20 protein-coding genes are annotated in these 25,721 nt (G+C 45.1%); all 20 read right to left on the bottom strand.

The window, feature by feature from the left end:
- Window positions 1-199 precede the first annotated feature (199 nt).
- The 20 genes from MKY01_RS02585 to pxpB all read right to left on the bottom strand — a co-directional run bounded on the left by MKY01_RS02585 (window position 200) and on the right by pxpB (window position 25,693).
- Window positions 200-1,294 carry a hypothetical protein gene (locus tag MKY01_RS02585; protein WP_339285247.1) on the bottom strand — a complete coding sequence of 365 codons (1,095 nt, stop codon included), beginning with the start codon at window positions 1,292-1,294 and terminating at the stop codon, window positions 200-202.
- 1 nt (window position 1,295) lies between these two features.
- A complete protein-coding gene (locus MKY01_RS02580; RefSeq protein ID WP_339285245.1) occupies window positions 1,296-2,786 on the bottom strand; it encodes a HAMP domain-containing sensor histidine kinase in 1,491 nt (496 codons plus the stop codon).
- Window positions 2,783-3,493, bottom strand: a complete 711-nt coding sequence (locus tag MKY01_RS02575) for a response regulator transcription factor (protein WP_047840351.1) — start codon at window positions 3,491-3,493, stop codon at window positions 2,783-2,785. The genes MKY01_RS02580 and MKY01_RS02575 overlap by 4 nt, the downstream gene beginning before the upstream one ends.
- A 192-nt stretch (window positions 3,494-3,685) precedes the next feature.
- Window positions 3,686-4,717 (bottom strand): phosphotransferase, encoded by a 1,032-nt coding sequence (locus MKY01_RS02570; RefSeq protein ID WP_083677593.1) that lies wholly within the window; start codon window positions 4,715-4,717, stop codon window positions 3,686-3,688.
- Window positions 4,718-4,901: 184 nt separating this feature from the next.
- Window positions 4,902-5,657 (bottom strand): phosphate ABC transporter ATP-binding protein PstB, encoded by a 756-nt coding sequence (gene pstB, locus MKY01_RS02565; protein ID WP_036616781.1) that lies wholly within the window; start codon window positions 5,655-5,657, stop codon window positions 4,902-4,904.
- A 12-nt stretch (window positions 5,658-5,669) separates the two neighbouring features.
- The gene (gene pstA, locus MKY01_RS02560; RefSeq protein WP_036616846.1) at window positions 5,670-6,557 is read right to left on the bottom strand and encodes a phosphate ABC transporter permease PstA; all 888 of its coding nucleotides are present in this window, start codon (window positions 6,555-6,557) and stop codon (window positions 5,670-5,672) included.
- Window positions 6,558-6,559: 2 nt separating this feature from the next.
- Window positions 6,560-7,468, bottom strand: coding sequence for a phosphate ABC transporter permease subunit PstC (pstC, locus tag MKY01_RS02555; protein WP_100528178.1), 909 nt, complete (start codon window positions 7,466-7,468; stop codon window positions 6,560-6,562).
- A gap of 142 nt (window positions 7,469-7,610) precedes the next feature.
- Complete coding sequence (locus tag MKY01_RS02550; protein WP_036673206.1) at window positions 7,611-8,537, bottom strand: phosphate ABC transporter substrate-binding protein PstS family protein; 927 nt, start codon at window positions 8,535-8,537, stop codon at window positions 7,611-7,613.
- Between the two features lie 483 nt (window positions 8,538-9,020).
- Window positions 9,021-10,946, bottom strand: coding sequence for a PTS fructose transporter subunit IIABC (locus MKY01_RS02545; protein WP_127547830.1), 1,926 nt, complete (start codon window positions 10,944-10,946; stop codon window positions 9,021-9,023).
- Between the two features lie 15 nt (window positions 10,947-10,961).
- Window positions 10,962-11,840 carry a ketose-bisphosphate aldolase gene (locus tag MKY01_RS02540; RefSeq protein ID WP_036673204.1) on the bottom strand — a complete coding sequence of 293 codons (879 nt, stop codon included), beginning with the start codon at window positions 11,838-11,840 and terminating at the stop codon, window positions 10,962-10,964.
- Between the two features lie 17 nt (window positions 11,841-11,857).
- Window positions 11,858-13,723 (bottom strand): PRD domain-containing protein, encoded by a 1,866-nt coding sequence (locus MKY01_RS02535; RefSeq protein WP_339285243.1) that lies wholly within the window; start codon window positions 13,721-13,723, stop codon window positions 11,858-11,860.
- A gap of 308 nt (window positions 13,724-14,031) precedes the next feature.
- Window positions 14,032-15,324: an arsenic transporter gene (locus MKY01_RS02530; protein ID WP_076253862.1), complete on the bottom strand. Its 1,293-nt coding sequence runs from the start codon at window positions 15,322-15,324 to the stop codon at window positions 14,032-14,034.
- A gap of 152 nt (window positions 15,325-15,476) precedes the next feature.
- Window positions 15,477-17,564 (bottom strand): methyl-accepting chemotaxis protein, encoded by a 2,088-nt coding sequence (locus MKY01_RS02525; protein ID WP_339285241.1) that lies wholly within the window; start codon window positions 17,562-17,564, stop codon window positions 15,477-15,479.
- A gap of 173 nt (window positions 17,565-17,737) precedes the next feature.
- Entirely contained in the window at window positions 17,738-18,796 is a 1,059-nt protein-coding gene (locus MKY01_RS02520) for an EAL domain-containing protein (RefSeq protein ID WP_076253863.1), read from the bottom strand.
- Window positions 18,797-19,008: 212 nt separating this feature from the next.
- Complete coding sequence (locus MKY01_RS02515) at window positions 19,009-21,276, bottom strand: bifunctional 2',3'-cyclic-nucleotide 2'-phosphodiesterase/3'-nucleotidase (protein ID WP_339287071.1); 2,268 nt, start codon at window positions 21,274-21,276, stop codon at window positions 19,009-19,011.
- A 483-nt stretch (window positions 21,277-21,759) separates the two neighbouring features.
- The gene (locus tag MKY01_RS02510) at window positions 21,760-22,176 is read right to left on the bottom strand and encodes a pyridoxamine 5'-phosphate oxidase family protein (protein WP_074093246.1); all 417 of its coding nucleotides are present in this window, start codon (window positions 22,174-22,176) and stop codon (window positions 21,760-21,762) included.
- Window positions 22,177-22,630: 454 nt separating this feature from the next.
- A complete protein-coding gene (locus MKY01_RS02505) occupies window positions 22,631-23,089 on the bottom strand; it encodes an NUDIX domain-containing protein (protein WP_339285239.1) in 459 nt (152 codons plus the stop codon).
- Between the two features lie 86 nt (window positions 23,090-23,175).
- A complete protein-coding gene (locus MKY01_RS02500; protein ID WP_315371933.1) occupies window positions 23,176-23,949 on the bottom strand; it encodes a 5-oxoprolinase subunit PxpA in 774 nt (257 codons plus the stop codon).
- A complete protein-coding gene (locus MKY01_RS02495; RefSeq protein ID WP_339285237.1) occupies window positions 23,949-24,980 on the bottom strand; it encodes a biotin-dependent carboxyltransferase family protein in 1,032 nt (343 codons plus the stop codon). Before MKY01_RS02495 ends, MKY01_RS02500 begins: the two co-directional genes overlap by 1 nt.
- Window positions 24,977-25,693 (bottom strand): 5-oxoprolinase subunit PxpB, encoded by a 717-nt coding sequence (pxpB, locus tag MKY01_RS02490; RefSeq protein ID WP_315372434.1) that lies wholly within the window; start codon window positions 25,691-25,693, stop codon window positions 24,977-24,979. The genes MKY01_RS02495 and pxpB overlap by 4 nt, the downstream gene beginning before the upstream one ends.
- Between the last annotated feature and the right edge of the window lie 28 nt (window positions 25,694-25,721).

Genomic DNA, 25,721 nt, shown 5'->3' with positions numbered 1-25,721 from the left:
ATGCCCCCTTCTCCTGCCTGCATCACCAAATCAAGATTGTCTTCTATAAATATGCATATTGAACTGTAAACGTGAAGTTGCCCTCTTGCCTTTTTGGAGTGGACTGAAAGGAGATTGAATAGATATCCACCACACCAAAAGGAGAATATACAAAAAAAGCTGCCGCTTCGTTTCTGCGGCAACCTTATTATTCTTTAGCTCATCTAGACGGATTGGGAAGGGTCAGTGCTTCCGCCCAAGCTTGCAACTTTGCCTTTGTCCATCCTTCGTTTTCACCCATGATGGAGTACCGTAAGCCATTCTCACTCCATGATATGTTCCGAATGCTCTTCATATATGAACCCTCGGTGTTACGAACCTTAATCTCGGCTTCATCCGGTATTAGTGTATCGTCCACATTTTCTTCCGGCATCTTGAATACCGTCAGGCTGACTTCTACCTTGTCGTTACTTACATAATACAAGGTTACTTCATCTCTGCTCAGCTCACCGCGCGATGTAGACATTTCGATCCGTGATAGTTCGAATTCTCCACTCATGTCCTGTAGGAACGGCTGTTCCAACGCTTTTTCCGCTTCCTCTAGGGTCACTTCGGAATTCTGCATCATATCGGTCAAGTCCTTCACATCGACCTCCTTAGGGATGTCAATTACGAAAGTATCCTTTGTGAATTCAGGGTCATACTGAATCGGATCATAGACCATTTCTGATTTTCCATCCCCATACGCGCTGTTTACTTTGACAATCATCCACGTTTTGGGATCTACCCAATACTCTGAAGATATGGAGAATGCGCCTTCTTCTTTTGGTGTCAATTCAATATGAATGACGTCCTGTCCATGAAGTTTCTCCTGTCCCATCATATTCACATCATGCGTAGTACGTAACCGCTCTAGTTGATCGAGCAATATTTGCTTCTGGGTTTGATTAGGTTGTTGTGACACGGATGATGCATCCATGGAATATGCTACCCCTGTTTCTTTTTCATATATGATGATCTTCTTTCCATCATTAACTGCGTAACTGACATTGCCATTCTCTGATGTTTCCGTGCGCTTTCGTCCGGTTTCACCATCTACCCATTCCTTAATTTGCATCGTGTTAGTCAGCTTGTCATCCGCCCATATCTTCATCACACCTTCCGCATAATACGAGGCGGGTTCTGTTTCTGCTGAGACAACCTTCTCAATCATCTCATCTCCTGACATAGACAGCATATCCTTCTCCGCGCAACCTCCAAGCAGGGCGCCTGCCAACACAGCAGTACCCAGCATCATCCATCCTTTTTTCATCATCTTATCCACCCTCTCTGCGTTTACATTCTCCATGTTCAGGCAATCGGCATACTGCCAGCGTTCCATATCCTTCGTATGACCACATGCGCATATCCCCTCCGTGCTTTATTGCAACCCGTTTGGCTATACTCAATCCCAATCCCGAACCACCTGCATATGTCTTCTCCTCCTGATTCTGGTGTTGAACATAGGGTTCGAAGATACGAATGAGCTGTTCTTCAGGAATAGCAGGACCTTCGTTTTGTACTATGATCAATGTTGCTCCCGCCCTGTAGTTATCCAATTCAGCTCTAAGCGAAGGAATAATCCATTCAGGAAGCTCCCAATCTGAAGCAATAACCCCTAGTCCCATTACACCGTTCGTCCTTGTGTGGCGTAGTGCATTATTTATCAGATTATCTGTCAGGCGCATCAGTTGTTCCGGATGAACTCGGTACAGTTGATCTGTGCGGACATCCATCTTCACGTCAATCTGGCCACGCTCGGCAAGTCCCTCATAGCTCCCAAGCAGCATATCAAAAAACTCTCCACCTTCCACCTTAACCATGGCCATCTCCGATTCATTGGAACCCAGCGCCGTATACATCTCAAGTTCACTAATCATCTGTTTCATCCGCTCCACATTTCCGAGCAGCACATCCTGATATTCCTGCCTTTCAAGGCGGTTCAGTTGACGATCACCGTTAAGTACTTCCGTATAGGCACTAATGGACATCAACGGTGTTTTCAGATCATGGGATAACGAGGCGATCATGAGCTCTTTTTCTTTTTGCTCCCTCTCCACATCGGCCTGAGTATGTCTGATCTTGTCTTGCATTGCATCAAACTGTTGGAGCAAAATGCCCATTTCATCATGACGAACAGGTACCACATCCGTAGCAGCCTCTCCCCGTGCAAAAGCATCCATTCGTTCTATGAGATATTTCATCGGCCGAAAGAGCTTTCGGGATAGCAACCACAGCACTGTTCCGTATAACAGGATAAAGAAAGTAGCAGCGAGACCCATGACCCAGGTAGTCCGCAAGGATATGCCTTCCAGCCAATCTCCACGCAGCATGACGATTTCGTAAATGCCTACCAACTCACCTTTTTCCCATACGGGTTTCTTCAACGAGAATGTACGATGACGAATCTGTAAGTTGTACAAATTACGATACAGCTCCGCCCCCCCAACGGTGTAAGCTCCAGCAGACCATGTACTCCCCTCTGATGTGTACACCCGAATCCCTGTTGGTAAATACAGAGCAAAGTTCACCCGACCATTCTCCAATTCAGAGAGTGCAGCGAAAGCATCAGGCGATTGCAGCTGGTACAGTCCCGGGTCAGATAAAGCCAGTTCAATAGGAGCCAATTGTCCGGACAACTCTACATATTCCGTTACGGCACGCTGATCATTGTAATAGTTATACAGGGAGTACAGCGCCCACCCAGCAGCGACAGGCAGCAGCATTACAATGAGGAAGGCAAGCATTAACCAGTACTTCAACTTCATTCCTCAGGCTCCCCCACGAACCGGTAACCACTGCCCCACACCGTCTGAATCCAGCGTGGATGATGAGGCTCGTCACCAAGCTTGGCCCGAAGGCTCTTCACATGAACTGTGACGGTACTCGAGTTCCCCGCCTCTGGCTGACTCCAGACATGTTCATACAGTTCCGCCTTGGTAAACACCCGGCCCGGATGAGAAGCAAGCAGTATGAGCAAAGCCCATTCCTTGTTGGTTAGTGCCACATGTTCTCCATGAACCTGTGCGCGCTGATTCAAATAATCAATCGATAACCCATCGTTATACTGTCTATCTGTCGAATCCGGCTCTACGCCCTGATATCTGCGGTACCTATTCAGATGAGATTTAATGCGAGCTGTAAGTTCCGTTAGACTGAAGGGCTTCGTAATATAATCGTCAGCTCCCAGCCCAAGCCCCCTGACTTTGCTCTCTTCCTCGATTCGAGCACTCATCATGAGCAGCGGAACATCGCTGATCAGTCTAATGTTTTTGCATACCGTGAACCCATCCATTTCCGGTAGCATCAGATCCAACAAGACTAATTGATAGGTTCCCTCCCTAAAGTCTTCCCAGCTCTCCAAACCGCTTGATGCCCAAGTTACACCATAACCCTCATGACGTAGATGGTCTCTCAAAATACGGGCAATCTCCGGATCATCCTCCACCAGCAATATATTCTCGCTGTCTCTCATCGCTGCTTCATCCTCCCATGACTATATTGTAGCTAAGAAAAGTTGACTCTCCTCAGAGTTTATACTTTCTTCATAAATGTCCATTACGATCGTTATCTAATGCATGCAAAAAGAGCACCCCGATTGTTCAGGACGCCCAGGTAATATTCACAATCTTAATCCTAAGTTATAGCTCCTAGAAAAGGAAACACCTCATAACTCATAGAAGATGCTCTCGTTCTGTACATAGGGTCTACAATACTTGCTGCATAGCTTCGGCATGCGATCTTTCATCCATTCGTGCCTCGACTCATTCGCCATCTGAAAGGCATAATAACCCAGTGTAAAGATCAACATAAACCCTTCCATTAACCGGATATCACGATCCGTCAGTGGTGCGATCTGTTGGGTATAACCGGATAAAAATATGTCACGTTCCTCCCGATTGAACATAAGTGCTGCCCCTCCGGCATCAAAAAGATAATAACCATAACCGTGTAGACAAAAATCAATCATGGAAATCCCCTGCTCCGTTATCAGCAGATTGTTGCGAGTAATATCCCCATGAATGATCCCCCATGTCCCTGCGTGCTGCGGGTATGTTTCTAACTGCTCATTAATGTTCTCAAACGTCTCACGAAGCAGATCGAAGTCTTCCGTTGTAAAAATCCCCAGTCGGACGCCTTCTTCTAGCTGCCCGAGCATGACCAAGTTCTCATGGCTATTGCCATATGCCGGACGCACCTTTGTTCGATCTGTCTGATTCTGCTCACGCCCATATTGATGAAGCATCTGCAGTTGTGCCCCAAGATCATAGATCTGCTCTGTTGTCAGGCGTTCTCCCTGCTGGATGTCCCTTCCCTCAATCCACTCCAGTACCGTACAACAAATCTCTTTCCCTGCCTCACTTGTCCATAGCGTGACCCATTCACCCGATGCATTGCGTACCGGATGTTGCACGCGCAATGCTGTCGTTGCATTTAACTCATGAAGCAGATTCATCTCTGCCTCCAGCGCAGAAAGCGTATGCTGAATGCCTGTCATACTTGCATATGCGGCTTGGTGTATCCGTAGCAGATACTTCTGCCCGCTTGCTTCATCAACGACATGATATGTCAGATTCTCATTATGACGAATATATGAAACGACAGGTTTCTCAATAGTGTAGTTCTGTATAATCTGAGCTGCCATATGGTCGTAAGACATCTGATCCGTAGTGATTATCAACATCTCCTTCGAAGTCATGTAAACGTTCTCTTCACACTAAATATCGTAGCATAATGTTTATCCCGCATACAGAAAATCCCACTAAAATTATAAATTAAAAAAGCACAACCCCCGAACAACCGTCCAGGCACTGTGCTTTCTTTTGTCTCTATTATTTCTCTATCTCTCTGTCTATTGCTCTATGTTACACTCCATGATCCAATTAACCAAAACGACCCATAATGTATTCTTGCGTCAGACGATTGTCCGGGTTCGTGAAAATATGCTCTGTATCCCCGTGCTCAATCATGCTTCCCAGATAGAAATAAGCTGTGTAATCCGAGATTCGTGCCGCCTGCTGCATGTTATGGGTAACAATAACAATCCGTAGCTCCTTCTTGAGCTCGGTAATCAACTCTTCAACTTTACCCGTAGATACCGGGTCAAGTGCAGATGCCGGCTCATCGAGCAGCAGAATCTGTGGTTCAACAGACAAAGCGCGAGCGATACACAGGCGCTGCTGTTGTCCCCCAGAGAGAGACAGAGCTGACTCATGCAGTCTGTCTTTTACTTCGTCCCAGAGCGCAGCACGGCGCAAGCTTTTTTCCACAATTTCATCCAGTGCCTTCTTACTCTTCGTACCGCGGTAGCGGGGGCCAAACGCGATATTGTTGTAGATGGACTTATGAAAAGGATTTGGCTTCTGCCACACCATGCCAATCTTCTGGCGAAGCTTGATTACATCGGTTCCAGGCTCATTCAGGTCGTTACCGTCCATCCAGATATGTCCCTCTGTACGGGAACCGGCAATCTCGTCGTTCATTCGGTTCAGCGACCGGAGGAACGTGGATTTACCGCAACCAGACGGTCCAATAAGAGCCGTTACGCTTGCTTCAGGAAACGTCAGGCTAATCTGCTTGACCGCCTGGAAATGTCCATAATATATGCTTAACTGTTCCGTACCAAAAGGTATGGCCATGTTGGTTCCTCCTTATTTCGAAGCTGTCATGCGGCGGAATACAACCCGACCGATCCAGCGTGCACTTAGATTGAACGCCAGCACGAGAATGACAAGCACGGCGGATGCCCCTGCTGCCACTTCTTTGGAATCTGGCCCAATACCTTCACTATTTACTTTCCAGATATGGACAGCAAGTGTCTCTGCCGGACGGAAAGGATTAAGCGGTGATCTTGGACTCGTCGGATTCCAATCTGTAAAGTCCAATGGTGGACTACTCATACCTGCGGTGAACATCAGCGCGGCTGCTTCACCGAAGATCCGGCCCGATGCCAGGATCGTACCCGTAATCAAGCTCGGTAATGCTACAGGCAACAGAATGGAAGTAATGATTTTCCACTTGGACAGCCCAAGCGCCAGACCTGCTTCCTTCTGCTCCTTCGGAACGGCACGGAAGGCCTGCTCCGTAGTCCGCACCATCAGTGGCAAGTTAAAGATCGCCAGAGCCAAGGCACCCGAGATCAGGGAGAAACCAAGACCAAATTGATTTACTAGCAGCAAGAGACCAAACAAACCGATAACGATGGATGGGAATGATGACAATACTTCAACAACCAGACGAATGAAGCTGGTAATCTTGCCTGGTTTGGCGTATTCCGCCATGTAAATCCCGCCGCCCCATCCGAGTGGAATGGTAACAAGCAAGGTCAGAACAAGCAAGAATACGGAGTTGAAGAGCTGTGGACCAATCCCGCCGCCACCCTTAAGCAACTGTGGTGCACTTGTAAGGAAGTTCCAGCTAATATGTCCAATGCCTCTATACATGATGAAGCCAAGCAGACCGAGCAATAGAATAACAATGAACAGGGCTAGTACAACGATAACGGATGTTGCAATTTTATCTACCGTCTTTGCCTTCATTTTCATACCCGGTTTCTCCTTTCAAGCAGGCGAACCAGAATGACGAAGACAAATGTCATCACCAACAGGACAAGCGCCATACTCCACAGTGCATTGTTATGAACAGAACCCATCGTGGTGTTACCCATGCTGAGTGTAATTACACTTGTTAATGTTGAAGCTGATTCGAGCAAGGATGTTGGAACATGCGGTGCATTACCGATAACCATCTGTACAGCAAGAGCCTCACCAAAGGCACGGGCCATACCCAAAACGACACCTGTCAACAAAGCTGGCAAAGTTGTTGGAATAATGACACGGTAGATGGTTTGCCAGCGAGTGGCACCCAGTGCATAGGAGGATTCACGCAATCCTTTTGGCAACGCGGACAATGCATCTGCCATAATACTTGTCACCGTAGGAAGAATCATTACCGCGAGAACAAGACATCCGGCTGCAATCCCGACGCCTGTTCCACCAAAGATACTGCGCAACAAAGGTACGATGACGCTCAGACCGATAAATCCGTATACAACGGATGGAATTCCGGACAAGAGTTCAATCGCAGGCTGCAAGATCTTTTTGCCTTTACCCGGAACAATCTCTGTCATGAAGAGCGCTGCACACAGGCCAAGCGGACTTGCGATCAATGCTGCAAGCAAGGTTGTAATGAAAGAACCTGTGATGAACGGTAATGCCCCGTAGAACGCAGGTTCTCCGGTCGGATTCCACGTTTTTCCACCAAGGAATTCGCTGATGCTTATTCCATTCTGGAAAAATGTGGACAGTCCCTTGGACGCTACAAAATAAACAATGGAAAACATGACAACGATCAGGAAAACGACACAAATCGACGTATAGATCCGTCCCGTCCACTCTTCCCAATAATGTTTCTCTTTTAAGGGCCGGCGCGGTTTCAACTTGTTATTCATTACCGTTCCCCCTTCGGTCTGTTCCATAACAACCATCCTTCTATAGTAGAATTAATGCAAAATATGGGATTATTTTAGAGCAAACCGCGTAAAGAGGCGGGACCTAAGTCCGCCTCTTTCGCTGTATGCGCAAGTTCAAAGATTACTCAACCACATTACCTGCTGCATCGCGTTTTACTTTCATACCTGACATTGGAATGTATCCCAGTTCTGTCACGTCGTTTTGTTGAATTTCGTCACTCAAGATGTAGTCCAGGAATGCTTGTGTTGCTGCATCTGGCTTACCTTTTGTGTACATGTGCTCGTAAGCCCATACTGGATAAGTTCCTGCTTCTACGTTCTCAACTGTTGCTTCTACACCTTCGTATTTCAACACTTGCAAGCTGTCATCCAAGTAAGACAAGGCGAGGTAACCAATAGCACCTGGCGTTTCAGATACCAATTTTTTTACGTTACCAGAAGAATCTTCTTGAATCGAACCTTGGATATCACCCATTTTTGCACCCAATGCATACTTCTCAAAAGTTGCACGAGTACCGGAACTGCTCGGACGGTTTACAATAACAATTGCTTTATCCGCGCCGCCAACGTCTTTCCAGTTTGTTACTTTACCGGAGAAGATGTCGATCAGTTGTTGCTTCGTCAAATCTTCTACACCTGCATCTTTGTTGCTAACTGGTGCCATAGCTACTACTGCTACTTGATGATCAACCAGTTCTTTTACTTTGGCTTCGTCCTCCAGTTTCTCTTCTGCAAATACATCAGAGTTACCGATTGTAGCTTGTCCGTCAGATACTTGTGTCAAACCAGTACCACTACCGCCACCTTGAACTTGAACCGTTACGTTCTTATATTCATCAACTGCCATAAATTTCTGTCCAGCTTGTTCTACCAGAGGTAGCAATGCTGTCGATCCGACTGCCAGAATGTTACCGCTAAGCTCAGTAGCAGCTTCTCCTGATCCATTGCTTGCGGCACCCTCTGTACCAGCGTCATTTTTCGATCCGCATGCTGCGAGAACCAGTACGAACGTTAAGGTCATCAAAATAAACGGCAACTTTTTAAACATGTTTTGTTTTCCTCCCCCAATGTAGTGATGGCGTTTTGTGAATTTGTTTGTTCACCATCAACTCTTTACTCATTGTAGTTTCGGTATGTCATCTTAAAATCAGTGTTTTGTAAACGCAATGTTAAAAATATCGGCTGTATATTGAAAATCATCCGAGACAAATTGCGCTGAAGTGCCACTTCGGGAACGGACGTTGTTACAATCGCTGTTATCCCCGGATTTATATGATTTACTTTTTCTATGGAATACATCCGGGGATAAAGGCGAACGCTTCGCTTTTCCACAATCGTTCCGTTCCCTGCGCTCTGTCAGCGCTCGTTGGATCTCAGGCATTTCAATCTCCTGCCTGGGAAGTAGGCAAAAAGGCCAGCCCTATAAAAGGCTGGCCTTCTGTAAATACTTAATGTAGATATTGAATTAATCCGTTATATAGAACAATCAACTGCCTCACAGCCAGTGCATGGCACCAGGTGGTTAGAGAATTTATGCAGATTTCATAGTTGTTAAGGCTTTTTTATCTGACGGGTCGCTTGAATTACTTTTTGGTTGATATACAGGTTTCTTTAACAATCCAATCATACAAGCTGTAATGATGGAACCAACTAAAATACAGACAATATACAATAATGGATTACTTGCCGCAATGGGAATAACAAAGATTCCACCGTGAGGAGCTTGTAACGAAATGCCTAGAGCCATGCACATTCCTCCACCAATCGCTGCACCTACAATATTGGATGGAATAACTCGCAAGGGATCATTTGCGGCAAACGGAATCGCGGCTTCTGTAATAAACGATGCACCCATAATATAAGCGGCTTTGCCTGCATTACGTTCTTCGATTGAAAATTTATTCTTAAATAATGTTGTAGCTAATGCAATACCCAGTGGCGGAACCATACCTCCAACCATCAGAGCAGCAGAAGGTTCAAAGATTTGATTGGCGAACATCGCCAGTCCAAATGCAGATGCTGTTTTGTTAATCGGCCCTCCCATATCAGATGCCATCATTCCTGCCAGAAGTGCTCCTAATAAAATAGCATTAGAACCTGTTAAACCATTTAGCCAACCTTGTAACGACTCATTGATCCAAGCCATCGGACTGTTGATGACAAAATACATAATCAAGGCGGTTATAAATGAACCTACTAATGGCAAGATCAGCACAGGTGACAGGCTTTGCAGTGAGTCAGGAATGCCTTTGACTAATTTTTTCAGAGCTATGATCGTATAACCGGCGATAAATCCAGCCAGCATACCTCCCAAAAAGCCGGAACCTCCAATAGTCGCCAGCATACCTCCAATCATACCAGGTGCCAATCCTGGACGGTCAGCAATACTATACGCAATATACCCTGCTAATACAGGAACCATCAATGCAAAAGCAGCACTACCCCCTGCTGTACTTAAAAAAGCGGCGAAAGCATTATAGTCCGGGCTATTTGGGTCAGCCGCATGAATACCAAACATAAACGAAAGCGCAATCAATATACCGCCTGCCACTACAAAAGGAATCATAAAGGATACACCATTCATAATATGGCTGTATATTTTAGGCTGCTTTAAACGTGTTTTTTCTTTTGCTTCTTTAAGATTACTGTTGCCTTGATTCAAAACGACACCTTTTCCAGCAATCGCATCTTCAATTAACTCTTGTGCATGATGGACTCCATTTTTGACAGAGGTTTTGATCACTGGACGATCGCCAAAAACATCCATATCGACTTTGACATCTGCCGCCACAATAATACCATCAGCTTCAGCAATATCTTCAGGAGTCAATTGATTTCCAACACCTGTTGATCCATTGGTTTGCACTTTAATGTGTACACCGAGTTCCTTGGCCGCATTTTTCAATGCTTCCGCGGCCATAAACGTATGGGCAATTCCTGTAGGACAGCCTGTAACTCCAACCACTTTTTTGCCAGCATACTTTTTAGGACTATGAAGGGCCTGCGCATCTTGCTCTTCTGCCTGTTCAAATAAACGGACAATCTCTTCTTGATCTCGAGCAAGGATAAGTTTCGCTCTAAATAGTTCATCCATCAAAAAGGTCGAAATTTTGGATAATGTTTGCAAATGCTCTGATGAAGAGCTTTGATCGACTGCGATCATAAAAAATAAATTACATGATTCGGTACTATATTCAATACCGCTTAATGATCTGCCCATAATAATGGCAGGGGACTGTACTCCAGTAGACTTGGCATGTGGAATGGCTATTCCAAATCCCACTTCTGTAGGAACCTGTTCTTCACGTGCCCAGATATCTTTTTTAAATTGCTCAATATCGCTTAAATAGCCGTTATCGTTTAACTTTTGCGACAATTCATCTATTAATTCGGCTTTGGTCGTAGCGGTGACATCTAATATGATATTTTCTGGTTTTAAGACATTAGAAATCTTCATGATGGATCTCTCCTCTTAAATTTCTCCCAGTTTATAAAGGGATGCTTTACCTGTAGAACCGAACAGATCCATTTTTTTCTTCACCAGTTCTGTTGCCGCTTTGGTCGCCTCAGGCATCAGTTGATCCGGTTCATATGCATTCGGATTCGCATCGAGTGTCGCTCTTAATTGGTTGTAGAATGCTCGCTTCATATCGGTTGATAAATTGATCTTCGCTATCCCATGCTTCACTGCTTCTCTAATCTCTTCATCAGGATTATCTGATCCACCATGCAGCACTAACGGAATTTTCACTTTTTCATGAATTTGTTTCAAACGATCGATTTTGATCGAATGATCTTTGGATTGAGGATAAATACCATGTGAAGTACCTACAGCGACAGCAAGTGTATCGATACCTGTTTGTTCTACAAAAATCGCCGCTTCTTCTGGATTCGTATACAAAATCTCGTCAGCCCCACCTTCCGAGCTGCCTTCATTACTCCCAATCGTACCTAGTTCACCTTCTACAGATACATCGACCAGATGAGCCAGTTCAACCGCTTCCTTGGTTGCCGCAATATTTTCCTCAAAAGGTAAATGAGATGCATCCATCATGACTGATGTATACCCATTGCGAATCGAACGCGTAATATCTTTGATCGTGGCTCCATGATCCAGATGAATAACAAACGGTACTTTGGACTTGGATGCCGCTTCTCGCACATAAGCTATAAACCCATCAGTGACTAAATCAATTTCATTCGGGTGAATCTGCATAATTGCAGGCGAATTCTGCTCCTCTGCGGCTGTAATGACCACTTTGACGAACTCGCTATTGGCTACATTAAATGATCCGACTGCAAATTTATTTTCATACGCTACTTTAAGTAAATCTTTCATATTAATTAACATTTGAATTCCTCCTAGATTTATTTGGAAGACCAGACTTCCAAAAATTCATCGTAATTGGTGATATGGAGTAGTTTTTCTGTCATATTGGTCTGTTTAAACACATCGTAAATTTCTTCGAAAAATTTGGTGTTATTCACCTTCTGATTTTTCGGCGGAATAAACAGAAAAATGATCTGCGCCATCTGATCACCCCATAGCATTTTCTGCTTATTAATCGCTACCAGTACACGTAGTTTTTTGTTATCTCCACAATCAAATGGATGGGGCATCGCGACCAAATTCCCAATATTGGTACTCGACATTTTTTCTCTTTCCACAATACTGGTATATAAATGCTGAATATCGCCTAGTTCTGTAAGTTTTTTTAACAAATCAATTGGATTGTCTTCATTTAGGAAAAAAACATCATCTGGTGATAAATAATATTTGAGTAGTCCACGATTTAACTGAATCGAAATATTCTTCATATCATCACTTGTAATCATTTCACTTACCAGAATGATATTTTGTACATTTAACTGCTTTTGTTCCGCAATCTCGCTCGTTGTGATAATCGTTTCAATTCCTTCGGGAAGAAGATGTATTTCATGATTAGCTAATAGACTATCGATTCTAATATTCGGAAAATAGAGATTAATCTTACGCTCCAATAGCTTGCCGACTAATAGATTTTTGCCATAAATAATTGCAATCCGTTTTCTGTTATCTTGAGAGTTCTCAATAATGCCCATAATGTGTAACGTCAAGTAACCGATTTCATTTTCGGGTATTTTGATATTTAAGCAAAATTGCAATTCTTTTGCCAACACAACTGCGACATTATAAGCATTGGTATATTCTGATTTTATTTGAGCAATAAAAGGATTTTCGACAGGGAAATAATACTTTAATGGGTATAATGATTTGGTAATATGAGCTAATAATCGATCAAGTAACTCTTGGTTTTTGTAGCTGATGAATCCATATTGCTCTCCAACTTTTTGGATCACTGATTTGATTTTTTGTTCCATTTCATTCACGTGTTCATGCCCGATTTCTTCATTCTTTTTAGGTAAGATCTGCAATGCGATCAGCAGGTAACCTAAATACTGATACTCATATTCATCAAAAGGGATATCCATTTCTTGAGCCAGACGGATCAGAATAGATTGGGCTATTTTTAATTCTTCAAAGCTTGTATGATCCAACCTCATATCCTGTTCAGTTATTTTTTGTGCAAGACTTACTCGTTTAAGACTGATCAAAACATTCACACAGATCGAGAATAATTCTTGAAAACTTAGCAATAAATTATACTTGGCAACCTCTTCTTCAATACAAGCGTAGATAAAATGAATAGAAGATTCGTTGAACCAATCGCCAAAATAGTATTGCAGTGCTTCGTCTATCGGCATGTGTTTGAGACAATCGGTAGTGACTAGTTTTTTGAGCAAAATCCGTTTCTCAACTTCGCTTCCTTTAAGCCGGATACCTTGGAAAATAATCGCTTCAATTTCGATGTTCTGCTTTTCTGCTTGAATCGTTTGCACTAATTTTTGCACGTCCTTACGGATCGTTTGAGTCGAAAAATAAAGCGTTCTAGCCAGATCCTCATACGTAATAAAATCAGTCTGCGATAACAGTGCTTTGATAATATGAAATGCTCTTTCTTCGTCATCATCTTCATTTTTATACAGGCTGGATAAATCCCCGACTAATTTGTATCCTTTGCGAGTATTTCCAATAATCATTGCTTTATCTAAATAACTTTCATTCATTTCTTTGATGTCATTGCGAATCGTTCTAGTCGTTACATCAAATAGATTAGCTAATTCGCTTCCACTCACAAAATCATGCTCAGATTGTTTTAAATGCTCTAATAGCTTAATGTAACGTTTTCTCATTTGGCTTTCCTCCTTACACACATACTAATGCAAGCGCTTTATATCCACCAAGCCTATACTCTTTCCTAATAGTTAGGAAGTGATCGTGTATTCGTTTATGATACCCACTTTTTTTAAATTCTAAGTTAGTATTCTATTTAAGAATCGTTTGGGAAGGAAAACAGAACACAAAAAAACCAACCTTCTAAAAAGGTTGGTTTTTTTGTATAGTACCACTACATCCATGACAATAAACGCGATCCCTACAAACACTACCTACACTAGGCCCTTAACGGTTTGTTCTGGTTCCAAATGTAATTACGATTGTACTAACCTATAATCCATAGCCATAGCGCCAATCCGGCCAACGTGATCAACAGTGTCGGGATCGTCAGGATGATACCTGCTTTGAAATAATAACCCCATGTAATCTTTACACCCTTGCGTGACAACACGTGCAGCCACAGCAATGTGGCAAGTGATCCAATTGGGGTCATTTTGGGACCCAGGTCGGAACCAATGACATTGGCATAGATCAATGCTTCTTGAATGATACCTTCAGTATGTGCACCCTGGATGGCTAGCAGGTTAATCAACACGGTCGGCAGGTTGTTCATCACCGATGATAATACAGCAGCGATAATGCCCATCCCGAGTGAAGCAGCCAGCAGACCATGCTCTGCTATGGCATCCAGCCAGCGGCTCAGATGATCCGTTAACCCTGCATTCCGCAGTCCATATACGACGATATACATGCCCACCGAGAACACCACAATCGACCATGGCGCTTCCTTAATTACCCGTTTCAGATCAACAGCCTCGCTCTTGCGTGCCAACAAAGCGAACAGCAACGCAACGGAGCCAACGATAACCGACACGGGAATCGGCAGAAACTCACTGGATGCATAAGCCACGAGTAACAGCCCAAGCATGAACCAGGCGATTCGGAACATCCGTGGATCACGTATTGCTTCCTTCGGGTCACGTGCCGCGGAGATGTCGTAGCGAAGGGGTATGCTTTTGCGATAAAACAAAAACAACATCCCCGTACTCGCTACGATTGAGAACAGATTGGGCACAACCATGCGTACCGCATACTCCACAAATGTAATGCCAAAGAAATCGGCCGAAACAATGTTAACCAGATTGCTGACGACCAGCGGTAACGACGTGGTATCGGCAATAAACCCACTCGCCATCACAAAAGCCAACACCATGCGCTCATCAAACTTCAATGCACGCACCATTGCCAGCACAATTGGCGTCAGAATGAGCGCGGCACCGTCATTCGCGAACAAGGCAGACACCGCGGCTCCCAGAAGAATGGAGTAGAAGAACAGTCTGCGACCGTCTCCTCCAGCCAGCCTAGCCATATGAAGGGCAGCCCATTCGAAGAAACCCGTCTCGTCGAGAATGAGAGAAATCATAATAATGCCGACAAAGGCCAGCGTTGCATTCCATACAATGGATGCTACATCCGAGGCATCGTTTAAGCTGACAACTCCACACAGCAGAGCAAGCAATGCCCCACCAGAGGCAGTCCAACCGATACCCAATCCACGAGGTTGCCAGATCACCAAGGTGATCGTTACTACAAAAATCAGTATTGCTACGTATACCATAGAGCCTCCTGCTGTACCCTGTATCAATATATTATTTATATGCGCGGAATGACCAGACGATATATTTATACAGGGCAACAGGAATATTGTCTATCTTTATTTTCTTTTAATATAAAATGTGTGGTAAGTTATGGTGTTCCTAATTTTAGAATTTATTCTATACCCTTATCCTTCGGTGTATCCTCCACCATCTTGAACATGCCAAGCAGTCCTTGTAATTGTTCTGCCATGCTATTCAGATGTGCCGAGGATGATGCAATCTCTTCTACCGATGCCAGTTGTTCTTGCGAAGATGCAGACACGGATTCTGTATTCGCAGCCGATTCCTGGGTCACATTCGAAATATCACTCATCGCCTTGGCAACGTGCGATGCACCGCTCTCCAGTTGCTTCGTTGTTGCGGACAAGTCATCCAATGTATGAACAGCATCTTCCACCGCCTCCCGAATCTGAGCAAAGGATTGTCCTGACGTATTCACGGCCTGAATTCCTTCTCCTACCCGAGTCTGAGCTGCATTCATAGCGATTAGAGCGGCATCCATGTCCTGACGGATATTATGAACCACCTCACCAATCTGCGCTGCCGAACTTCCGGATTCTTCTGCCAGTTTGCGTACCTCACCAGCTACAACTGCAAACCCACGCCCCGCATCCCCCGCTCTTGCTGCTTCAATAGAAGCATTTAATGCGAGCAAGTTTGTTTGTTTGGAGATGGATGCAATAACATCAACCATGCTACCAATCTCAACGGAACGGGCATTCAGAGATTGAACCACCGTTCCCAGCTGCTCCACCGTTTCCTGGATACTGTTCATCTGCTCCACAGCCTGTCCTGCTGCCTCATTCCCAGATGAAGCCGCTCCGGACGTATGCCGCATATTTGCCGTAATCGATTGTACACGCTCCGACATCATTCGAACATCTTCTGCCATTCGGCTCATCTGTCCCGATCCGTCTTTCACGCTGTTTACCTGCTGCTCTGCACCTTCAGCCAGTTCCTGAATGGCCAGTGTTGAATGTTCAATCGCTTTGGTAGTTTGTTCTGCACTGGCAGACAACTCTTGAGAAGAAGCAGATACCTGCTCTGTCGTTTCCTGTACGCCCAGAATCATCATCCGCAGGTTATCGACCATACGTTCAAAATACTTCGCCAGTTCTCCGACTTCATCTTTACGCCCTGTTTCCATTTTCACGGTCAAGTCACCTTTACTCACGGCTCTGGCAGATTCCTGCAGTCGTTTAATTGGACGCAGCATGGAGCGTGTAAACCAGATAATAAAGAGGAGCGTAAGGAACGTGGCCGCCAGAATAACAATAAATGTGGCCATGCGAATATCCTTACTTGCATTAGTTACTTCACTCTTGAGCATCGTGCCGGCAATTTTCCAGCCTGTTGCTTCATTTGTTGAAAAAATCATCATCTTCGGCTCATCGTTGAACACGTAATCGAATTGACCTTCTGAACCTTCATACATCTCATCCAGCAAGCCACTCGTTTCCGGCGTACCTGCATCTGCTACAGGGGATACGACATAGTTTTTGTTTGCATCCATAATAATGACGTAGCCTTCTTTGCCCACCTTAATGGATCCCTGCTCTTGCAGGTCTGTCAGGTCCAGAGATAACCCGATGACACCGGATTGATCCTTTAATGTTTTGGAGATAAACACAACTGCAACACCATCGGTATTAACAGACACCGCTGATACAACAGCTGTACCTGGCTTGTCCATCGCTAGTTTGTACCATTCCCGCTCCCTAGGATCATAAGCATCTCCCCGTGTGCTGCTCGCTGTTGGTTTACCTCGAACCATAACTCCGTCTGTTGTTCCTACAAAAATGTTCATGGCATCGGGATGCAAGCCCAGATATTGCTCCAGCTTCAACTGAAGCTCGGGACTATCGTTCTCCCCTTTGATCAGGCTCGGATCAAGAGCATCCGCGAAATAGTTAATGTCATGAATCTTGTAATTCACTTGGCTTTCTACAATGGTATTGGCAGTGCTCACACTTTGCATGGCACTATCCACTAATTGTCCTTGTACGCCATCTTCAGCCATCGTTAGTGTGATTAAGCCGACTGCCAAGCTTGGCAGGAGTAGAACGGCCAGGAAGGAGACCAATAGTTTGTTCCTTATATTCCAGACGAAACCTTTCTTTTTCTTCTTTTTATTTTGACTATGTTTTGGTTTGGCAGGTTTCGCTGCTTTCATTGGTTTATTATCCTGAGTTTCACTCATGTCTTTCTCCCCCTCAAAATGTAAAAATGCCCTCTTTCTTTGTATGTATGGATCAATCTAAAAGGCTTATCTTATATATCGGCTAAATGAGGGTATTTATTTGAGAGAAAAATGTGCAGGCACGCCAAACAAGCCACCTCTGATCAGAAGCGACTTGTACAAGGTACAGGTTACTAATTATTCCATGAATTAGATGAAGTATTAGAGTAAGGACCGCCTGGGGGTTGCGCCGAGGGTTTACCAAAATAGTAGCCCTGTGCAAGCTCAATACCTATGGAACGACAGAATTCAAACTCTTCCATTCGTTCGATCCCCTCGGCAAGGACTTGCCCTCCAAATCGACTCGACATCTCAACAATATGAAGAATTTTCTCTTGTTTGGTCGAATCCTGATCACAACGGTCAATAAGACTTCGATCTATTTTGACAAAATCCGGTTCTAACCGATTCATCAACTCTATTGTCGAATATCCGGCACCCACATCATCCAGTGCAACCGACATTCCACGGGAACGATATACCTCAAATATTTGCTGCAAGATGGGCATATGCTGAATCTGCTCTGTTTCCACGACTTCAAACACAAAATCTTTAGGGTCCAGCGAAAGGCGTTCAATCGCTTCAAACGTATGTGTCAGACAATATTCGGGATTGTATATGGAGGAAGGCAGGAAATTTACGAAGCGTTTGACACCATGCGGCAGAAAAAGGGCACTGGTCTCAATAGCAGTAATACGCGCCAATCGATCCAGAAAAGAATGTAGTCCGGTCTCACGCGCAACTTCAAATAATTCATAGGAACTGAAGGATTTTCCATTCTCAGCAGGACGAAGCAAAAACTCATATCCGATAATCTGCTCCGATGCATCAACGATGGGTTGCATATGACTGCTGAATTGATGCTCCAGAATAATGGAAACAAGCTCCGCATGTTTGAAACGGGACTCCTGCATGGTTAGACTAATCCAGCTTTCTTCATTAGCCTGTTCGTAAATAGGCATAATCTGAACGGTTAGGGAATCACGTAATGTCGGATCAATTTCGCCGATCTCTTTTATTAAATTCTGAACCGTCTCAAGATTCGAAAAATCCATCCACATCATGTCATCCGACGTCTCGATAAGTCTTCCCGGCGTTTGTAGCGCTTCCAGCAAAGCGGGGGAAATGGGACGCAAGTACAAGGTACCTTGGCCCTCTATAGGATAGATTGGACTGCAGCCACTGCAATTCATGTAGGACCCCCCTTGCCAATTTAGATTCCATGTCCATTAATGTTCACTTGTATATACCCAAAGTTTGTAAATATTATATCATGGGTCTTAAAATTAATCTCTACTGTTTTGATGACTTCCTGTATGACGGTTCTTGGAACAAATATATTCAAATTTGCAGAAAAAAAGACCGACAGTCTGATGACTGTCGGTCTCCCTCAACTTATTAAACTTTAAGAAGCGGGAATCACGATTTTCTGTCCAACTTTCAGGTTATGCACATTTGAGATTTGGTTAGCTGTCGCAAGCTTGCGCCAGTCTACACCATATTTCAAACCTATGCGGTACAAGTTATCGCCTTTTTTCACCACATATACCACTTTGCCGCTCGCTGGTTTCTCAGGCTGTGGCTTGGTCGTTGGTTTGGTTGGAGTAGTCGGCTCCGTAGGTTTAGTTGGCTTTGTAGGCGTAGGAGCAGGCTCCGTACCTGGTTTCGGAGTTGTTGTTGCTTCTCCAGTCAATTTCATGCCGTATTCAGCAAAACCATCATCATTTGTACCAATGAAAGACATCGCCGGGTTTGCTTCAACCAGATCTTTTGCATCCGGGGAAGAAGCAAACACAACTTCAAGATCGTTCAGCGCTGCTGCGGTTAACCCAGCAGATGGCTTAATTGGTGCCAGGGACCAGTTTCCGTCCGCTGCCGGATTAATCGTTTTATTCTCACGGATGTAGTCGATGATCACTTGACGGTTCTCATCCGGTGCAGCCAGAACGATACGTTTACCGTCCGGGTTAGCCAGCTTGGACGAAGAAGCACGGTAGTTATTCGTCGCTACGATGAATTTTTGCGCTGGGTCAATCGGTTTACCGTTAAAACTCAGATCCTTGATCCGGCTTGCCGATGCATTTACAACGGTTGCTTTGCCGTCATACTTGGCTGGTTGTGTCACATCAATCTGATACGTTACACCATCGATAACATCGAAGTTGTACGTTGGGAAGTCATTGTTGATCAGTTGTTGTTGTCCACCTTTAGCCGGGTCGATCTGGTTGAACTGGCCTGCAGACCATTCCAGCCATTCTTTCAGTTCTGCGCCGTTAACCATTACAGCATGTACCGTATTTGGATACACGTACAGGTCAGCAACGTTTTTGATGGCAATGGTGCCTTTAGGAATATTCGTGTAATACGAAGCGCCTGAACGTCCACCGGCTTTGAACGGTGCACCTGCGGACAATACAGGGATTTTCTCATATTCCGTACCTTGCATATGTTTTTCGACATACCATTTCTGTGCATTCGTTACGATCTGAATGGATGGATCATCCTGAACCAGAGCGAAGAAGCTGTTGATGGGTGCAGTCGTTTCGCCCACCGGACCACGAACATACTCCAATGTACCTTCATGCTCTTCATGAACCGCATCAATGATATCCTGATCAGCCTCTACCAGTGGTTTTTTGTTGGCTGTGTCATAGATTGGGCGTGCTTCCGTTTTGGAATCGACCACTTTCCATTTGCCATCCACTTGTTCTAGATCCAGATCAATAATCCCCAGGTGATCCCCCCAGAATCCTGGCTCTACAGCAGGAACGCCGTTAATGGTGCCCTTCTCCAGGTCTACCCCTTTTTTGCCGGAAAAATCAGCACTTGGGAACACTTTGTGGGCATGTCCAAACAGAATAGCATTAATGCCTTCAACTTGGCTCAGATACAGAACAGAGTTCTCCATCAGATCCGTTTGAGGAATTTCCTCAAATCCGGAGTGAGGAATAGCTACAATAATGTCGGCACCTTTGGCTTTCATTTCAGGAATGAATTTTTTCGCAGTAGCAATAATGTCTTTGGCGATGACCTTACCTTCAAGATTAGCGCTGTCCCATTGCATGATTTGTGGCGGTACAAATCCGATCACACCTACTTTGATCGTATGTTCTTTGCCAGTCTCATCCGTTACTTTTTTATCCAAAATCTCATACGGTGTGAAATAGTTCTTGTCATTTGTCTCATCATCATCACCATCGTCTACATAAACATTGGCATTAATGTAAGGGAAGTTTGCTCCCTCCAGCGTCATGTCCAGGAAGTCCAGACCATAGTTGAACTCATGGTTACCGATGTTACCTGCATCATAATCGAGCAGATTCATCGCTTTATATACAGGGTGAGTCTCACCCTTTTTCAATGGATCAATTTTGGCAGTGTAGTCTCCCAGCGGATTCCCCTGAATTAGATCCCCGTTATCAAACAGCAGGCTGTTCTTCGCTTCGTCACGGGCTTTCTTAATCAGTGTTGCTGTTTTAGCGAGTCCATATTGGTCTGTCTCTTTGTCGGAATAATAATCATAGTTAACCAGATTGGTATGAATGTCTGTGGTCTCCATGATCCGCAGTTTAACTTTGGCAGCATCCGCAGCCGACACAGGTACCGGAAATACCGCAAGCACGTTTAATGCAACCAAAGCGGCAGTCAGGCTTGATAATACTTTTTTTCTCATTTTCAAAATAACCCCTCCCGGTTATGTACATTGAATCATGCATTAATGGGCAAACGAAGAGCGCAGAAAAAAGATAGATTTCATGGGTTGTGCGTACTGACGCTCTGATGACATGCATCGGAATTTCAGGTAAGTTTATCTCACATGAACATCTATTTATGTCTGTGCTTGTCGTTTACATTCCAAATCATAACGCAATGTTCAGTCATTGAAAAGCATTATTTTTTACATTACCCGCACATACCTAGGCGAGTTTACATTATCATGCGTGATTTCGACATTTTTTTCAACATTTTAGTAGGTATTTAGTGCTTATTATCTTTGAAATACGTATATTACACGTGCCTTACATGTATATCCAATTCAGCGTTATTCATCCATACCAAAAACCGTGAAACCTTAATGGCTTTCACGGTTGGATTAAACTCTGCGCGTATTTTCGCATAAGGACGCTACTTTGCAGAGGTTATGTTCATATTCGGATTATTGTTCCCACACATGATGTTCATGATCTTTCCCCGTGTATTCAATACGAGTCGGGGTAATGTCCAGAATGACATAGTTAGGATCATTAGGTCCATCGAACCACGCCTTCAGTTCGTCGTTCCACACTTGCTCACGCAAGCCTTCGTTCTTCGTCACTTCACAGGTTCCTTCAATCTCAACTACTTCCTTGGAACCACCAGCCTCATAACCTAGTAGCAGGCTAACATTCGGATTATTCTCCAGTTCCTCTACTTTGTGTGTACGGCGGTTCGTTGCCAGATGAATGTTCAGTCCATCGTTGAAAAGCGCCATATAGCGGGATTTCGGTTTACCATTCTCCACAGTGGAGAAGCTGCAAAAAGGGTTGTTTTCCAATGCTTTTACAATGTTTTGTTCCAATTCAGTCTGGTTCATGGGAAGTGCTCCTTTCGGTTTTGGGGGTATTTGAAGAACGTTGTAGGCGGCCGTTGCGGGTACGGATCGTTCTTTGGATCGCTGTTATCCCCGGATTTTTTTGATTCCCTTTTCTCAAAGGGAAAATCCGGTGATAAAGGCGAACGCTTTGCTTCCTCAGAATCGATTCCGTCCCCTCCACTACGTCTACCGTTCTTCCAATTAAGGGTGAATAATAAAAAGTACAAGAGAAGTGTAGTTGTTACTACCTCTTTGTGTTTAATGACAGCTCATTATTCTCGTATTACTATAGACAGCTTAATGCAAATGCTTTTGTAATAAGCCTGTACTTATAGTGTACCCACCTTACCTATGGTGAATCCATGAACCGATACGCTAACGTGACAAAATTGGAAAAGTTCTTTATAAAAATGTTTACATAAAGGGGTTAGCACGATATTTCTTCATGGCTAATTTAATTCAGATCTCCAAGATAGATTGAAGAAGAGCCTGATTTAAGAAGCAATTCGCCAATTGTTTTTGGATATAAACGAATGTTGGACAGGTCTTCAAGTGCAATCCATTCCACGGCGACTTGGTGGTCATCTGGATTGGAGCCTTCAAAAACGGTTGCCTCCGGATCGATCAGGCTGCACGCAAAATAAAATTCAACCTGATGGATATCTGCATCCCACTCGGCGAATTCATGATTTTTTCCGATATACTCCCGGATATGTAACAGCTCTCCAACATTCACAGCCTGACCAATCTCCTCCAAACATTCGCGTGCGACCGCATCCTTGAGTTCTTCACCTTTCTCCTGTCCTCCACCTGGGAACACATAAGCGGTACCATATTGGTCTTCCAGCCGGATGACCAGCAATCGTCCATCCTGCACAATGACAGCCTTTGCCGAGTTGCGTATGGGTTTCATTCTGTTCATTCACTCCTTGTTATTCCAAAATTTCAAAGCTCAATCCGAACAACCTGATACTACTGTTGTTCTGCTGAACATGGTTATCATCCCGTGGTATGTGAAGATAATTTAATGCCTTCCGATTCCAGCACACGACGAATCTCTTGAGCAAATGCGAGAGCGTTCGAACCGTCACCGTGGATACAGACAGTCTCTGCCTTAATGGGAACCAACGTACCATCCGTGGATACAACGACTTCGTCTTTCACCATCCGAAGCACTTGAGCAATCGCTTGTCCCGATTCTTCAATGAGGGCTCCAGCTTGGCTGCGAGGAGTTAACTTTCCGTCCGTCCCATAGGTTCGATCCGCAAACACTTCGCTCACACTACGCAGACCGATGCGATCCGCAGCGTGAATCAGCTCACTGCCCGCCAGACCATACAAATACAGATCAGGCTGTACTCGATAGATTGCCTCGGCGATGGCTTCAGCAAGCTTTCCATCTTCTGCGGCCATATTGTATAAGGCGCCATGTGGTTTTACGTGATGCATTCGCCCTCCGCTTGCCCGGACAAATGCATCCAGCGCACCGATCTGATACACCACCATGTCATATGCTTCCCGTGGCGTAATGTCCATACGTCTTCTGCCAAACCCTTGCAAATCCGGCAACCCGGGGTGGGCTCCAATTGCCACCTGATGCTCCAATGCCCTCTCCACCGTCAGCCGCATTGTAGCCGGGTCCCCTGCATGAAATCCACAGGCAATATTGGCTGATGTAATCAAGGGTAGAATGGCCTCGTCCGATAGCGTGCGATATATACCATAACTTTCGCCCAGATCACAATTGATATCCAGAGTTTTCGAGGTATTCATTAAGCGCCCTCCATTTCTGCCATTCTCCTGCGTATCAGTTTATCGATGAGCTGCATGTTGCGTTCCTGTTCCATGTACAACTGACGGGCTTGATCATCCATAATCTTCTTAAAAGAAATTCGGGTTCCTGGCCTAGTCTGAGCCAGGATTGGCATATCCACCCGAGCTACCTGTGCAATGACAGGATAACCTCCGATCGTCTGATGGTCTGCCATCAAGATGATGGGCTGTCCATCCGGTGGCACCTGCACCGTGCCATAGGTAACGGCTTCAGACAGCCGATCCAGGGGCTGATCCAGCTCCAGTCTGGAGCCTTGCAAGCGATAGCCCATCCGATCGGATTGTGAAGAGATCACGTATTTTTCGGCATAGAATTGTCCCAGACTTTCTTGGCTGAACAGCGAACTATCCTTGCTCTCCATCACACGAATAACAGGTTGCCCATAATAGTCAGGTCTTTCACGTTCAGATAAAAGCCACGCAGGCGCCAATATTCGGTGGTCCCGCTCACTCTGCTTTACCTGCTGCTCCATACGCTGCATCCAACCTTGCGCTTCACCAGAAGGTTCACCTATGGATAACAGCTCCCCCACGCGCAAGGCTCGGCCCTCCACACCACCAAGACCTGTCTTGAGGTCTGTACTTCGACTGCCCATCACTTCAGGCACAGCTATTCCACCCGCAATCGCCAGATATCCACGCAAGCCATGACGACAGTGGCCAAACTTCAGTACACTTCCAGCCCGCACCAGCACCGGACGCCACAAGGGTACAGGCAGATGATCCACCGTTGCCGTCAAATCAGCTCCACATAATGAGACTAGCTGGCTCTCCCGAAATCGAAGCTCTGGCCCCGTCATCGTCATCTCCAGCACTGCCGCATGTCGGGAGTTGCCCACAAGCATATTGGCTGCTCTGGCTGCAAAGGTGTCCATGACTCCCCCAGGATGAATACCATACCGGCGATAACCGGTTCTGCCTTCATCCTGAACGGTAGATAACAGGCCAGGGCGAATCACTTCAATACTCATCGTTCGCCCTCCTTCTGCTTCAACGCCAGATACTCCTGCATCGTAATCTGTTCAAATCGAACCCGATCACCTGCTGCCAGCAAACTCGGCACGTTCTCTTCCGGCCGAAACAACCGGAGTGGCGTTTGTCCAATACATTGCCATCCTCCGGGTGTGTCCACCGGATAGATTCCCGTCTGTTTGCCACCGATACCTACTGTGCCCGCCTCAACCCGAAGCCTTGGCGTTGCCCGTCTGGGCGTAGCAATCTGTTCAGACAACCCGCCGAGATACGGAAAACCCGGTGCAAATCCAATCATATGTACGAGATACTCCCCGGATGTATGAATCGCAATAACGTCCTCTGCGGTCAGTCCATGTTCACTGGCAACATAGTCCAGATCAGGGCCCCACTCACCACCATAACATACGGGAATCGTGACCGTTCTGGGTTTGTATTGTACGGATTCCTTCATTTGATTCAACTGCTGAAGCAGAATCTTGCTTAACTGAGGGTAAGAGGAGATGAACGGATCATAAAATACTGTAACGGACGTATATGAAGGCACCCATTCGATCATGGCCGGCAGAGTGCTTTTTTCCAGCAAAGCACATACAGACATCACTCTGCGCTGCACAGGGTCAGACAATTGATCTCCACACTGGATGATAACCGCTGTCTCACCCAGCGGAGATAAGATCTCTTCCGTCCATGAATACGGCTGTTTGGTCATGCGCCATCTCCCCTTTTTCCAAACGTTT

This window comes from Paenibacillus sp. FSL R5-0486 (assembly GCF_037975155.1).
Taxonomy (GTDB): domain Bacteria; phylum Bacillota; class Bacilli; order Paenibacillales; family Paenibacillaceae; genus Paenibacillus; species Paenibacillus amylolyticus.
This window is presented reverse-complemented; position numbering and strand designations above follow the sequence as displayed.

Excerpts from the sequence above, each read along its gene's own strand:
- MKY01_RS02585 (WP_339285247.1), bottom strand. The coding sequence starts at position 1,294 with ATGATGAAAAAAGGATGGATGATGCTGGGTACTGCTGTGTTGGCAGGC.
- MKY01_RS02580 (WP_339285245.1), bottom strand. The coding sequence starts at position 2,786 with ATGAAGTTGAAGTACTGGTTAATGCTTGCCTTCCTCATTGTAATGCTG.
- MKY01_RS02575 (WP_047840351.1), bottom strand. The coding sequence starts at position 3,493 with ATGAGAGACAGCGAGAATATATTGCTGGTGGAGGATGATCCGGAGATT.
- MKY01_RS02570 (WP_083677593.1), bottom strand. The coding sequence starts at position 4,717 with ATGACTTCGAAGGAGATGTTGATAATCACTACGGATCAGATGTCTTAC.
- pstB (WP_036616781.1), bottom strand. The coding sequence starts at position 5,657 with ATGGCCATACCTTTTGGTACGGAACAGTTAAGCATATATTATGGACAT.
- pstA (WP_036616846.1), bottom strand. The coding sequence starts at position 6,557 with ATGAAGGCAAAGACGGTAGATAAAATTGCAACATCCGTTATCGTTGTA.
- pstC (WP_100528178.1), bottom strand. The coding sequence starts at position 7,468 with ATGAATAACAAGTTGAAACCGCGCCGGCCCTTAAAAGAGAAACATTAT.
- MKY01_RS02550 (WP_036673206.1), bottom strand. The coding sequence starts at position 8,537 with ATGTTTAAAAAGTTGCCGTTTATTTTGATGACCTTAACGTTCGTACTG.
- MKY01_RS02545 (WP_127547830.1), bottom strand. The coding sequence starts at position 10,946 with ATGAAGATTTCTAATGTCTTAAAACCAGAAAATATCATATTAGATGTC.
- MKY01_RS02540 (WP_036673204.1), bottom strand. The coding sequence starts at position 11,840 with ATGTTAATTAATATGAAAGATTTACTTAAAGTAGCGTATGAAAATAAA.
- MKY01_RS02535 (WP_339285243.1), bottom strand. The coding sequence starts at position 13,723 with ATGAGAAAACGTTACATTAAGCTATTAGAGCATTTAAAACAATCTGAG.
- MKY01_RS02530 (WP_076253862.1), bottom strand. The coding sequence starts at position 15,324 with ATGGTATACGTAGCAATACTGATTTTTGTAGTAACGATCACCTTGGTG.
- MKY01_RS02525 (WP_339285241.1), bottom strand. The coding sequence starts at position 17,564 with ATGAGTGAAACTCAGGATAATAAACCAATGAAAGCAGCGAAACCTGCC.
- MKY01_RS02520 (WP_076253863.1), bottom strand. The coding sequence starts at position 18,796 with ATGAATTGCAGTGGCTGCAGTCCAATCTATCCTATAGAGGGCCAAGGT.
- MKY01_RS02515 (WP_339287071.1), bottom strand. The coding sequence starts at position 21,276 with ATGAGAAAAAAAGTATTATCAAGCCTGACTGCCGCTTTGGTTGCATTA.
- MKY01_RS02510 (WP_074093246.1), bottom strand. The coding sequence starts at position 22,176 with ATGAACCAGACTGAATTGGAACAAAACATTGTAAAAGCATTGGAAAAC.
- MKY01_RS02505 (WP_339285239.1), bottom strand. The coding sequence starts at position 23,089 with ATGAAACCCATACGCAACTCGGCAAAGGCTGTCATTGTGCAGGATGGA.
- MKY01_RS02500 (WP_315371933.1), bottom strand. The coding sequence starts at position 23,949 with ATGAATACCTCGAAAACTCTGGATATCAATTGTGATCTGGGCGAAAGT.
- MKY01_RS02495 (WP_339285237.1), bottom strand. The coding sequence starts at position 24,980 with ATGAGTATTGAAGTGATTCGCCCTGGCCTGTTATCTACCGTTCAGGAT.
- pxpB (WP_315372434.1), bottom strand. The coding sequence starts at position 25,693 with ATGACCAAACAGCCGTATTCATGGACGGAAGAGATCTTATCTCCGCTG.